11 protein-coding genes are annotated in these 12,728 nt (G+C 61.7%); 7 read left to right on the top strand and 4 right to left on the bottom strand.

The genetic code is table 11. The features are described 5' to 3' along the window. Positions 1-291: 291 nt before the first annotated feature. Positions 292-426 carry a hypothetical protein gene (locus ACVW0Y_RS05245; protein ID WP_457436534.1) on the top strand — a complete coding sequence of 45 codons (135 nt, stop codon included), beginning with the start codon at positions 292-294 and terminating at the stop codon, positions 424-426. Between the two features lie 37 nt (positions 427-463). After that, the gene (gene ptrC, locus ACVW0Y_RS05240; RefSeq protein ID WP_457436533.1) at positions 464-682 is read left to right on the top strand and encodes a type III secretion system co-regulatory protein PtrC; all 219 of its coding nucleotides are present in this window, start codon (positions 464-466) and stop codon (positions 680-682) included. A gap of 55 nt (positions 683-737) precedes the next feature. Here ptrC and ACVW0Y_RS05235 read toward each other — a convergent pair whose 3' ends face one another. Both ACVW0Y_RS05235 and ACVW0Y_RS05230 read right to left on the bottom strand, forming a co-directional pair. Continuing rightward, complete coding sequence (locus ACVW0Y_RS05235; protein WP_457436532.1) at positions 738-2,882, bottom strand: 3-hydroxyacyl-CoA dehydrogenase NAD-binding domain-containing protein; 2,145 nt, start codon at positions 2,880-2,882, stop codon at positions 738-740. A 153-nt stretch (positions 2,883-3,035) separates the two neighbouring features. Continuing rightward, positions 3,036-4,241 (bottom strand): acetyl-CoA C-acetyltransferase, encoded by a 1,206-nt coding sequence (locus ACVW0Y_RS05230; protein WP_457436531.1) that lies wholly within the window; start codon positions 4,239-4,241, stop codon positions 3,036-3,038. Positions 4,242-4,902: 661 nt separating this feature from the next. Between ACVW0Y_RS05230 and ACVW0Y_RS05225 the strand changes: the two genes are divergently transcribed. Continuing rightward, positions 4,903-5,700, top strand: a complete 798-nt coding sequence (locus ACVW0Y_RS05225; protein ID WP_457436530.1) for a c-type cytochrome — start codon at positions 4,903-4,905, stop codon at positions 5,698-5,700. A gap of 62 nt (positions 5,701-5,762) precedes the next feature. Here ACVW0Y_RS05225 and ACVW0Y_RS05220 read toward each other — a convergent pair whose 3' ends face one another. Next, the gene (locus ACVW0Y_RS05220; protein WP_457436529.1) at positions 5,763-6,656 is read right to left on the bottom strand and encodes a DMT family transporter; all 894 of its coding nucleotides are present in this window, start codon (positions 6,654-6,656) and stop codon (positions 5,763-5,765) included. Positions 6,657-6,827: 171 nt separating this feature from the next. On the opposite strand from ACVW0Y_RS05220, the gene ACVW0Y_RS05215 reads away from it, so the two are divergent. Beyond that, positions 6,828-7,265, top strand: a complete 438-nt coding sequence (locus ACVW0Y_RS05215; protein ID WP_457436528.1) for an Lrp/AsnC family transcriptional regulator — start codon at positions 6,828-6,830, stop codon at positions 7,263-7,265. Between the two features lie 14 nt (positions 7,266-7,279). Here ACVW0Y_RS05215 and ACVW0Y_RS05210 read toward each other — a convergent pair whose 3' ends face one another. Further along, the gene (locus ACVW0Y_RS05210) at positions 7,280-8,323 is read right to left on the bottom strand and encodes an ABC transporter substrate-binding protein (protein ID WP_457436526.1); all 1,044 of its coding nucleotides are present in this window, start codon (positions 8,321-8,323) and stop codon (positions 7,280-7,282) included. 320 nt (positions 8,324-8,643) lie between these two features. Between ACVW0Y_RS05210 and ACVW0Y_RS05205 the strand changes: the two genes are divergently transcribed. From ACVW0Y_RS05205 to ACVW0Y_RS05195, 3 genes are read left to right on the top strand one after another with little or no spacing between them, the layout of a single operon-like run. Beyond that, the gene (locus ACVW0Y_RS05205) at positions 8,644-10,236 is read left to right on the top strand and encodes an ABC transporter permease (protein ID WP_457436525.1); all 1,593 of its coding nucleotides are present in this window, start codon (positions 8,644-8,646) and stop codon (positions 10,234-10,236) included. Beyond that, positions 10,233-11,072 (top strand): ABC transporter ATP-binding protein, encoded by an 840-nt coding sequence (locus ACVW0Y_RS05200; RefSeq protein ID WP_457436524.1) that lies wholly within the window; start codon positions 10,233-10,235, stop codon positions 11,070-11,072. The genes ACVW0Y_RS05205 and ACVW0Y_RS05200 overlap by 4 nt, the downstream gene beginning before the upstream one ends. 21 nt (positions 11,073-11,093) lie before the next feature. Beyond that, complete coding sequence (locus ACVW0Y_RS05195; RefSeq protein ID WP_457436523.1) at positions 11,094-12,701, top strand: arylsulfatase; 1,608 nt, start codon at positions 11,094-11,096, stop codon at positions 12,699-12,701. Positions 12,702-12,728 lie beyond the last annotated feature (27 nt).

The following is a 12,728-nucleotide window of genomic DNA, read 5'->3' as shown; positions in this document are numbered from 1 at the left end:
CCATAAACCGCTGGCTGCCCTGCTTTCGCTGTTTTATTTGTGAAAGTGCGCGCGGAAAGGCATCGCCTGCATTCGTCAATAAAATTTTACGAACCGGTTAGTTTTCTGAGCAATTCGCCTCCCCAGCCGGTCTGCCTGCCGCCCTTCATATCCGCCAGTCGATAGTGCCGCTGCGCGGTATCACTGGCTTCGATAGTCACCATGCCGACCATTCACTTCTGGCTTTCCTGCCGCTCGGCAATCATGCAACCCATCGGGCAACACCGCCCACCCCAGATGAGGATTATCGCCATGAACAAATTCGGAGCCATCGCCAGCCTTGTAGCCGCGTCTGCATTCGCCAGCCACCTGAATGCCGAGCTGTATCGCGCCGCCGACAAACACCCCGCCCCGGTGAAAACCGAACAGAAACCGGCTCGCCACTGAGCGAAGTGCTTAGCCACGTAGAACCTAGGAGAACGCCATGGGCAGCATGTACAGCACCACCTCCGAAAACGCCTATGGCGTGACCTACGCCACCCTCGACGAAAGCGGTTTGCACTTTGAAACCGAGTTGGCCATCCAGTTGCTGGATGGCCATTTGGTAACCCTGAAGATGCCCACCCAGATCACTGAGCGGCAGGCGCTCAGCCAGTTAATCTGCGGTGCCCAGGCATGTGCTGGGATGACGGAGCTTTTCTGAAGACCACCGTCATCCCAGCGCAGGCTGGGATCCAGATTCGTCAAGACAACACAGCCTAGAACCCCTGCCCCTTGGCCGCCTTCTCCAGCAACAACGCCGGCGGCAGGAAGCGTTCGCCGTACTGCTCGGCCAGGTATTGCGCCCGCGCCACAAAGTCCTGCAGACCGTACTGGTTGATAAATTGCAGCGCCCCACCGGTCCAGGCGGCAAAGCCGATGCCGAAGATCGAGCCGATGTTGGCGTCGGCGGTGGATAGCAACACCCCCTCCTCTACACAACGCACGGTTTCGATGGCCTGGATAAACAGAATGCGGTCGCGCACGTCTTCCGGGGAAATCTGCGCGTCGGCCTGTTCAAAGCGGCTTTTCAGCTCGGGCCACAAGTGTTTCTTGCCGCCCGCCGGATACTCGTAGAAACCACCGCCAGCGGCTTTGCCCGGGCGTTTGTATTCGTTGAGCATCAGATCGACCACCGCGAACGCCGGGTGCTCGGGGATCTGTTTGCCTTCAGCGGCAAGGTCTTTGACGGTCTGCTGGCGAATGTGATTCATCAGGCTCATCGACACTTCATCGCTGATCGCCAGCGGCCCCACCGGCATACCAGCCTTGCGCGCTTCGGTTTCGATCATCGCCGCGTTCACCCCTTCACCCAACATGGCCAGGCCTTCGTTGGTAAAGGTGCCGAACACACGGGAGGTGAAGAAGCCACGGCTGTCGGTGACCACGATCGGCGTCTTGTTGATCTGCATAACGTAGTCGAAACCACGGGCCAGGGTTTCGTCGCTGGTCTGCGCACCTTTGATGATTTCCACCAGTGGCATCTTGTCCACCGGGCTGAAGAAATGCAGGCCGATAAACTTGTCCTGTTTCTCCACCGCCTTGGCCAGGCCAGTGATTGGCAAGGTCGAGGTGTTGGAGGCGATCACCGCATCCGCCAGGGCATGGCGTTCGGCGGCGGCAGTGACCTTGGCTTTGAGGTCGCGGTCTTCGAACACGGCTTCGATAATCAGGTCGCAACCGGCGAAGTCGGCATCGTCTACCGATGGCTTGATGCGGGCCAGAATGCCGTCGCGTTTTTCCGCGCTCATCTGGCCACGGCTGACCTTCTTGTCGAGCAAGGTGGCCGAGTAGCTTTTGCCTTTCTCGGCGGCTTCCAGCGACACATCCTTGAGCACCACCTCGATACCGGCCACGGCCGAGACATAGGCAATGCCTGCGCCCATCATGCCGGCACCGAGCACACCGACTTTCTGGGTGACGTACTTGGGCTGGTCTTTGGGTCGCGAGCCACCGGCGTTGATTTCATTGAGCTGGAACCAGAAGGTGCCAATCATGTTTTTTGCCACCTGGCCGGTGGTCAGCTCGGTGAAGTAACGCGCTTCGATCAACTGCGCGGTGTCGAAATCCACTTGGGCACCTTCCACGGCGGCGCACATGATTTTTTCCGGTGCCGGGAAGCAGCCTTTGGTTTTGTCACGCAGCACCGAGGGGGCGATGGCCAGCATCTGCGCCACGTTGGGGCTCGACGGCGTGCCGCCGGGAATCTTGTAGCCCTTTACATCCCACGGCTGCACCGCGCTCGGGTTGGCCGCGATAAAGGCGCGGGCCTTGGCCAGCATCTCGTCGCGGTCAGCGGCGATGTCGTGGATCAGGCCAGCCTTGAGGGCTTCGGCCGGGCGCACTTTCTTACCCTCGGCCAGGTATGGCAGAGCCTTTTCCAGACCGAGCAGGCGCACCATGCGCACCACACCGCCGCCGCCCGGTAACAGGCCGAGGGTCACTTCCGGCAGACCCAGTTGCACAGAGCTGCTGTCCAGGGCGATCCGGTGATGGCAAGCCAGGCAGATTTCCCAGCCGCCGCCCAGGGCCGCGCCGTTGATGGCGGCGACCACTGGCTTGCCGAGGGTTTCCAGACGACGCAGTTGCGCCTTGATATTGAGGATCATCTGATAGAAGTGCTTGGCGTCGGCCTTGGTGACTTTCACCAGCTCATTCAGGTCGCCGCCGGCGAAGAAGGTTTTCTTCGCCGAGGTAACGATCACCCCGGCAATCTCGGCCTTTTCCGCTTCCAGGCGCGCGACGGTGGCGGCCATGGCTTCGCGGTACACGGCGTTCATGGTGTTGGCGCTTTGGCCGGGCATATCGATGGTCAGGACGACGATATTGTCCTGGCCTTTTTCATAACGGATGGCGTCAGTCATTTCTTTGCTACCCCGATGTTGGGGGAGCTCTTCAGAAGCGAAGCGCAGGCAAGGCGGAAGCCGGCTGAGGAAGCGGAGTTGGCTGTAGCCAATGAGCATTCCGAAACGGGTTCCAACGCAGCCTGATCAAGCGCAGTAGCTTCTGAAAGCTCCTTAGATGCGTTCAATGATCGTGGCTATGCCCATGCCGCCGCCCACGCAAAGGGTGGCCAGGCCGTAACGCAAGTTACGTTTCTCCAGTTCGTCCAGCAGCGTGCCGAGAATCGCGCAACCGGTGGCACCCAAGGGGTGGCCCATGGCGATGGAGCCGCCGTTGACGTTGACCTTTTCTTCGCTGACGCCCATGTCTTTCATGAATTTCATCACCACCGAGGCGAAGGCTTCGTTGACTTCGAACAGGTCGATGTCTTCAACGCCAAGGCCAGCCTTGGCCAGCACTTTGCGGGTGGCCGGTGCCGGGCCGGTGAGCATGATGGTGGGATCGGTGCTGGTGACGGCGGTGGCAACGATGCGCGCCCGCGCTTTCAAGCCCAGCTCCTTACCCTTGGCTTCCGAGCCGATCAGCATGGCGGCGGCCCCATCGACGATGCCGGAGCTGTTGCCCGGGGTGTGCACGTGGTTGATGCGCTCGACATGGCTGTACTGGCGGATGGCGGTGGCGTCAAAGCCCATCTGGCCCATCATTTCGAAGCTCGGCTTCAGCGAACCCAGGCCTTCGAGGGTGGAATCGCCACGAATAAATTCGTCGTGGTCGAGCAGCACGATGCCGTTCTGGTCAGTGACCGGAATCAGCGATTTATTGAATGAGCCATTGGCGCTGGCGCGGGCCGCTTTCTGTTGCGAACGCAGGGCGAAGGCGTCGACATCGGTGCGGCTGAAACCTTCGAGGGTGGCGATCAGATCAGCACCGATGCCTTGCGGCACAAAGCTGGTGCTGAGGTTGGTTTCCGGATCCATAACCCAGGCACCGCCGTCCGACCCCATGGGCACCCGCGACATCGATTCGACGCCGCCGACCACCACCAGGTCTTCGAAACCGGAGCGCACTTTCATCGCGCCGAGGTTGATGGCTTCCAGGCCCGAAGCGCAGAAACGGTTGATCTGCACGCCGGATACACTCACATCCCACTTGGCCACCATGGGTGCGGTCTTGGCGATATCGGCACCCTGATCGCCCACCGGTGTCACGCAACCGAGAACGATGTCATCCACCTGGCTGGTGTCGAGGTTGTTGCGCGTTTGCAGCGCCGTAAGCAGGCCGGCCATCAGGTTGACGGGTTTGACGCTGTGCAACGCGCCGTCCTTTTTACCCTTGCCGCGCGGGGTGCGCACCGCGTCGAAAATGAATGCTTCGGTCATGACATCCTCTGGCCTTCTGCTGAAGGACTGGCTATCGGTGCGCGACGCACCTGTTGTTGTATGCCGCTACACCTTACCCCCAGACGCCCCAGGCTCAATGACCGAAATGCTCAGGGCCATTGACCACACTGCTCAGACGAACGGTCGGCTGTTTACCCGAGTCGCTGGCTGGGCAGCGAGGCGTCTGGCGCAAGGGTTGGTTGCTGATATCAACTTTTGGCATAACCAAGGCGAACAAGCAGCAGCTTTCTTGATACCAAGTCTTCTAAGCGGCATGTGACGTGGCCCCTAAGGTTTACAGAGCTAGGGCGTCGCGGCCGGGTCTTGCCGGCGCGATTTTTCTACTGAGCCAAGGCATGCCGGGCCGAAGGGATTTGGGCTGGGCCGCTGCCAACAAGAACAAAGGCTGTCTGCCATGTTTAAAAAACCGAAAATCCGCCAGGCCGGATGGATACTCGTTGCCACCACGGTCGTTCTGATACTTCCCAACCTCTCGCGGCTGATCAGCTGATTGCATGCGCTTTTGTGGGAGGGGCTTTAGCCGGAATGCTTTTGATGTTGAAACGCTCGCGGCTAATGCCCCTCCCACAGGAAAAGCGACCTCCTTTTCACGCCAAATCCTGTGCTAGGGTTGCGCCACATCCCCCGATGGAGCGGTTGCATGCGTGCGCTTTTCACTGGTTTTCTGCTTCTGCTGAGCCTGCCGAGCCTGGCAGCCGAGCTTACCCTCAGCCTGCCCTCCGGCACCCGCACCTTGAGCAGCGCCGAGCTGCTCAAGCACCCGCAATTGCAAAGCCTGGACATACCCAACGACGTGGCTTATGAGCGGCCAATGCACTACCGCGCCATACCCATTGCGGCGTTACTGGACGGGGTAAAAGCCAGTGATCACCTGCAGATGGTGGCGCTCGACGGCTTTGCCGCGGAACTGCCGGCCGGCCCTCTTCTGCAAAGGAGCGGCAGCCGCGCCTGGCTGGCGATTGAAGACCCGGCCGCGCCCTGGCCGCCGTTGGGCAAGGACAAACCCGGTGCCGGCCCCTTCTATCTGGTGTGGAGTGACCCGCAAATCGACCATATCGGACCGGAGCAGTGGCCCTTTCAGGTAGCCAAAATCAGCCGCCTCGCGCCGCTTGCAGAGCGTTTTCCCGCGCTGCTCCCGGCCACCGATGCCAGCGCCGAGGTGCAGGCCGGTTTTAGCCAGCTGCAGAAAAACTGCCTGGCCTGTCATCGCCTGAATGGCGCCGGCGATGCCCAGTTCGGCCCTGACCTCAACCTGCCGCACAACCCCACCGAATACTTCGCTGACGACTTCCTCGCCCGCTATATCCGCGACCCGCAAAGCCTGCGGCGCTGGCCGCAGGGCAAGATGCCGGGGTTTTCCGCGCAGGTGCTCAGCGACACCGAGCTGCAGCAATTGATCGCCTATCTGCGCCATATGGCCGGGCGCAAGGCCTCCTGAATTAATCCCTTCTGCGGTAGGTTGGGTTGAGCGCAGCGAAGCCCAACATGGGCCGACCCAACCTACGCGATGACCGCTCGCCGTGGTTTAGGCCCCCAGCCGCGCTGCATGCCAGCCACCGCCAGCAGAATCATGCTGACCCCCAGCCATTGCAGCGCGCTGAGGCGATGGTCGAAGGCCAGCCAGTCCACCAGGATCGCGGCAATCGGGTAAACAAACGACAGCGCGCCGGTCAGCGCCGTGGGCAGTTTCTGGATAGCGCTATAGAGCAGCACATACATCACCCCGGTATGCGCCATGCCCAGGGTCAACAGGCTGCCCCAGGCCACGCTGCCGCTGGGCAGTGGGCTACTGGCCAGAAACGGTGCCAGCATCAGCACCCCGGTGCAGACCTGGATCAGCGCGATCAGATGTGGCGGCGTGCCCGTCAGGCGCTTGATGATCAGCGCCGCAATGGCGTACAGAAACGCCGCGCCGCAGGCCAGGGCGATGCCCAATAAATACTCCGTGCCGCTGCCGCCACTGCTGCCATGGGCGCTGACAATCGCCAACATGCCAAGAAAGGCCACCCCCAGCCAGGACGGCTTCAGCAAGGTGATGCGCTCACCGAGAAACAGCGCCGCCAGACCCACCAACATAAACGGCTGCACGTTGTATACCGCCGTGGCAATGGCGATGGAGGCGCGTGAATAAGCGGCAAACAGCAGCAGCCAGTTACCGACTATGGCCACCCCGCTAAGCACCGCCAGGGCAAAGGTCAGCCGGGTCAGCAGGCCGGCGCGGAGAAAGCCCATGGCCGCGCAGATCACCAGCAAAGTGCCGGCACCGATCAGGCAGCGCCAGAACACCACCTCCAGCACCGGCTGCCCGGACACCAGCACAAACCAGCCGATGGTGCCGGAAATCAGCATGGCGGCGACCATTTCCAACATGCCGCGCCGTTGTGTTGTGGCCATTGCCTGCTGTGTTGTATCCATCGCCAAGCCCACCCCGTTCGGAAATCAGTGGGCTCAGTATGCCGAAGGTAAACGGGGGCTCTCCATGGCGAAAACAAGGCTAGAATCGCCGGGAGCCTTTTTTATCAAGGCGGATTTAGCCCAACAGCCTTCTTTGAAAAACGCACAGCCATGACCGATAAAATCGACCAGCAATTGATCACCGCACTCATGGAAGATTCGCGCCGCTCGCTCAAGGCCCTGGCGCAGCTCAGCGGCCTCAGCGCGCCCAGCGTCGCCGAGCGGTTGCGCCGCTTGGAAGAACGCGGCGTGTTGACCGGCTATACGGTCGACATCGACGCCAAAGCCTTTGGCTACCAGTTGCAAGCCATAGTGCGCATCCGCCCGCTGCCGGGCCAGTTGCAGGAAGTGGAGCGGCAGATTCAGGCCATCGGCGAATTCACCGAATGCGACAAGGTGACGGGCGATGACTGTTTTATCGCCCGTCTGCATGTGCGCTCGATGGAGCAGCTAGACACCCTGCTCGACCGCCTTAATCACTACGCCGAAACCAATACCGCGATCGTCAAGAAAACCCCAGTGAAGCGGCGATTACCGCCGATGGTGTGATGGCCCAAGGCGCGCTATTGCGCGGCCACCGCCGGCTGTGGCGTCACCACCTGCTTGGCCAGCCATTCAGCCGTGCTGAACGGCTTGCGAATCAAGCGCTGCCCGCTGGCCAGTTTCACCGAGCCATCCAGCTTGCTGAGGAATTCTGCATCCAGTTGGGTCTGGAACAGTTCGCCCAGCTTTTCGTCGCCCAGATCGCTTTGCAGAATCACCGGCGGGTAGCCCGCCAGGCGTGACACCAGCTGGATATAGGCGTCCTTGTTGGCGTCCTCGCTGACCCACTGCAAGGCCGTTTGCTGGGCGGCAAGCAGGCGTTTGACGATATCCGGATGGGCATCGACAAAGGCACCGGAACCGACCAGCACGCTCTGGATGCTGCCCGCGCCGTTCAGGTCCTTGGTGGTCAGGGGAATATCCACCAGCCCGCGAAGCCGCAAGGCGGTGAGGTTGGACGCGCCCCAGGTGGCGTCGATCTGCTTGGCCACCAGCGCCGAAGCGGCGGCGGACAAGTCCAGGTTGATGACCTTCAGGTCCTTCTCCGTCAGGCCCTGGCTGACCAGGGCGGCATCAAACGACAGCTGCGCCGCCGTGCCACGGAAAATCCCCACCCGTTTGCCTTTCAGATCCGCCAGGGTCTTGATCTCCGATCCAGGCTGCACGCCCAGGTACAGCTTGATATCCCGCCCGGTGGCGCTCAGCAGGCGGGTATCCAGGCCACTGGATTTGCCGACGATGGCCGCCAGATCGCCCAGATAGGCCAGGTCTACCTGACCGTTGGCAAAGGCTTCGTTAATGGCTGGGCCAGCGCCCTTGAAGAAGTTCCACTGCACCTTGATGCCATCGGCGGCCAACGCTTTTTCGAACAGCTGCTGCTCGCGCACCACATCCACCAGGCCAGCGCCGGCGTGGGTAGCAACGATGCTCAGATCCGGCACGGCAATCCGCACTTCCTTCAACGGCTCGGGCGCGCCGTGGGCAACCAGGGGAAAGGCACCGAGCAGGCCAGCCAATAAAGGAGAGGCAAACAGGCTTAACGCCGAGTCAAAAAAGGCTTTCATGGTCAGGCTCCGCCGCAAAATTGGGTAAGACCCGCGCGCTGCGGGCCGTTGCGGCGAAATAAGGCACATCCCGAACAAAACCATAAATACTATTAAATTATTTTTTAGTAACTATTAGACATATACAACGCTGATCAAGGCCTGGGGAGAAGATGCACAAAAGGCATAAAAATTATTCAGCGAATGCATTTGCCCGGTTGCAGGCGTGCTCATTAAATGCGGTTCTTAGCCATTAAATGCCTAGATAACCGAATTTAATATATCTATGAAGAATATATCTAAGCCCTCCTCCACCGCACCTGCGCCCAGGGGTAAATGATATGACCGCCAGCCGCATCGCCAGTCTGCCAGCCCCCACTCGCCGCTTTAATCTGAATGCAGCCACCCTGCGCCATACCCTCTTGCCCTGGGTAGTGCCGGCGCTGTTGCTGCTGTTGTGGATGCTGGCCAGCCGCTACGGCTGGATGTCCGCGCAAACCCTGCCGGCACCAAGCCTGGTGTGGCAAAGCGCCTTGGAACTGGGCCAGCAGGATTTGCTCAGCAACCTGTGGATCAGCCTGCAACGCCTGGCCTGGGGCCTGACCGCCGGGGTGGCGATTGGTGCCGTGCTGGGGGCGACGCTGGGCTTTAGCCCACGGGCCGAGCGCTTGGTATTCCCCACCTTCAGCGCCCTGGCGCAGATCCCCACACTGGCGTGGATTCCGTTGTTTATGCTGCTGTTCGGCATCGGCGAAACCCTCAAATTGGTGGTGCTGGTCAAGGCTGTAGTTGTGCCGGTGACCATCCATACCCTGGTCGGCGTGCGGGACGCCCAGCCCAAGCTGCGCGAAGCCGCAGCGGTATTGCGGCTGCCCAGTTACTTGCTGATCTGGCGCCTGGTGCTGCCGGCAGCCCTGCCCTCGTTTATGGCCGGTCTGCGCTTGGCGCTGGCTACCGGTTGGTCGTCGCTGCTGGCGGTGGAGCTGCTGGCTTCCAGCGAAGGCATTGGCTACCTGATGGTCTGGGGTCGGCAGCTGTTTATGCTCGATGTGGTGTTCGTCTGCATCCTGGTGATTGGCGTAGTCGGCGTGCTGATGGACCGCGGCATCAACCTGCTCGACCAGCAACTGCTGTTCTGGCCCCACCCGCCCACCGCCGAGTTCCGCCGTCGCCCGCTGGGCCAAGGTTGGCAGCGGCTGCAGCCCTGGTTTCTGCCGCTGGCGATTGTTGCCTTCTGGCAACTGACCAGCCAGATGCAGTGGGTGGACAGCAATATTCTGGTCAGCCCCTGGCAAGTGCTGCTCAGCACCTACGAAGGCTTCAGCGACGGCAGCCTGCCGCGCGCCATGGGCAGCAGCCTGCTGCGTACCGTCGGCGGGCTGGCGCTGGGCGGCGGCCTGGGGTTTGTTCTCGGTGTGGTACTGGGCTTGTCGAATCGCAGCGAGCGACTGCTCGGCCCGAGCCTGTCGGCCTTCCGGCAGATCGCCATTTTCGCCTGGGTGCCGTTGCTGACCGCCTGGTTCGGCCTGGGTGAGCTGGCCAAGCTGGTGTTTGTCGGCCTGGCCGCCTTCTTTCCGTTGCTGATCGCCACCCAACGGGGCATTCGCAGCCTTTCGCCACAACTGGGCGAAGCCGCCCAGGCGCTGCGCCTGAACCTGCCGCAACGTTTGCGCTTACTGATTCTGCCTGGCGCGACCCCGGCGATTTTCGCCGGCCTGCGCCTGGGCCTGATCTACGCCTGGCTGGGCACCATCGGTGCCGAATATTTCATGGCCTCGGGCTACGGCATCGGCACCTTGATGATCGGTGCCCAGCAGCTGTTCCGCATGGACCAGGTAATGGCGGCGATGCTGCTGATCGGCCTCACCGGTGCCGCCCTGAATGCCCTTGGCCAATTTATTGAAGCGCGTGCCACACGCTGGAGAACCGCATGACCCACCTCGCCTCCCCCAACCCTGCGGCACCGCTGGTGCGTTTTACCCATGTCGGCAAACTGTTTGCCGTCGATGGCGGTGAGCTGGAAGCCATCCGCGAATTCAATCTGGATATCGCTCCCGGCGAATTCGTCGCCATCGTCGGTTCCAGCGGCTGCGGCAAATCCACCCTGTTGCGCCTGTTGGTGGGCCTGGATGGCGAGTTCCGCGGCCATATCGAAGTGGCCGGCAAGCCGGTGCAAGGCATCGGCGGCGACCGCGGCATCGTGTTTCAGGAGCACCGGCTGTTCCCCTGGCTGACGGTGGAACAGAACATCGGCTTGGGGCTGGTGAATGAACACCTGACCCAGGCTGAACGCTTTCGCCGGGTGCATGAGTTTGTTCAACTGGTGGGCCTGCAAGGCTTCGAGCGCGCCTACCCGCATCAGCTGTCCGGCGGCATGGCCCAGCGCGTGGCGATTGCCCGGGGCCTGGTGGCCAGCCCGCAGATTCTGCTGCTGGATGAACCCTTCGGTGCCCTCGACGCCCTCACTCGCCAGCAGATGCAGGACGAGCTGCTGGCCATCCGCAGCCGTGCGCAGATCACCACCTTGCTGGTCACCCACGATGTGGAAGAAGCGATTTTCCTCGCCGACCGGGTGGTGGTGATGGAGCCGCGACCCGGACGGATCAAGCGCGTGGTGAATATCGACCTGCCCCACCCGCGCACCCGCAGCAGCTTCGAGTTCCATCAGCTGCGCGAAGAACTGCTGCATGAACTGACCAGCGACGGCGCTTATGTGGCACCGCCGGTAGTGCGCGTGGAAGACCTGCCGCTGGCCTATATCGCTTATTGAAAAGGGAAAGGACTGTCTGCCATGAGTAAACGCCCCAACTTCCTGGTGATCGTCGCCGACGACCTGGGCTTTTCCGACCTCGGCTCGTTTGGTGGCGAGATCGCCACGCCGAACCTGGATGCGCTGGCCAACGCCGGCGTGCGCCTGACCGATTTCCACACCGCGCCCACCTGCTCGCCGACCCGCTCAATGCTGCTGACCGGAACCGACCACCATATCGCCGGGATCGGCGCCATGGCCGAAGCCATCCACCCCGATCAACAGGGCAAACCCGGTTACGAGGGTTACTTGAATGACCGCGTGGTGGCCTTGCCGGAGCTGCTGCGCGAAGCCGGTTACCAAACCCTGATGGCGGGCAAATGGCACCTGGGCCTGACCGCCGACCTGGCACCCCACGCCCGTGGCTTCGAGCGCTCCTTCTCCCTGCTGCCCGGCGCGGCAAACCACTACGGTTACGAGCCGCCCGAGGACGAAAACACCCCAGGCATCATCAAAGGCACGCCGGTGCTGTATATCGAGGACGACCAATTCGTCGACAACCTGCCGGACGATTTCTATTCCTCCGATGCCTTTGGCGACAAGCTGCTGCAGTACCTGAAAGAACGCGACCAGGCCCGGCCGTTCTTCGCCTACCTGCCCTTCTCCGCGCCGCACTGGCCGCTGCAGGCACCGGCCGAGGTGGTGGCCAACTACAAGGGCCGCTACGACGCCGGGCCGGAAGTGCTACGCCAGGAACGCCTGGCCAAGCTCAAGGAACTCGGCCTGGTGCCACAGGACGTGGAAGCCCACCCGGTATTGGCGCAGAACAAAGAATGGCAGCAGCTTAGCGACGAGCAACGGGCGATTTCCGCACGCACCATGGAAACCTATGCGGCGATGGTCGAGCGCATGGACTGGAACATCGGTCGCGTGGTCGACTACCTGCGCCAACAGGGCGAGCTGGATAACACCTTTGTGCTGTTTATGTCCGACAACGGTGCCGAAGGCCTGCTGCTGGAGGCCTTCCCGCTGTTTGGCGAAAGCCTGCTGACCTACCTCGACACTTACTACGACAACAGCCTGGAGAATATCGGCCGCGCCAACTCCTACGTCTGGTACGGCCCGCGCTGGGCCCAGGCGGCGACCGCGCCGTCGCGTCTGTACAAAGCCTTTACCACCGAAGGCGGCATTCGCGTGCCGGCGCTGGTGCGCTATCCGGGCTTTGAGCGGCAAGGGCAGATCGTTCGGCAGTTCAGCACGGTGATGGATATCACCCCGACCATTCTCGACCTGGCCGGCGTGCGCCATCCCGGCAAGAAATGGCGCGGCCGCGAGGTGGCCGAACCGCGCGGTAAATCCTGGCTGGGCTATCTGAGCGGCGAGACCGAGCAGATCCATGATCAGAACACGGTGACCGGGTGGGAGCTGTTTGGTATGCGCGCCATTCGCAAAGGCGACCTGAAAGCGGTATTTCTTCCCGCCCCGGTCGGCCCGGCTACCTGGCAGCTGTATGACCTGAGCAAAGACCCGGGCGAGATTCATGACCTGGCCAACAGCGAGCCGAAAAAACTCGAAGAGCTGCTGGAGCATTGGCACCAGTACGTGGCGGAGACGGGGGTGGTGCTAAGCAAGTCGCCGTTTCAGCCGTAGGTTTTAACCGCATCGCGGCTGAAGCCG

It is taken from the genome of Pseudomonas sp. TE3786, from assembly GCF_054057335.1.
This window is presented reverse-complemented; position numbering and strand designations above follow the sequence as displayed.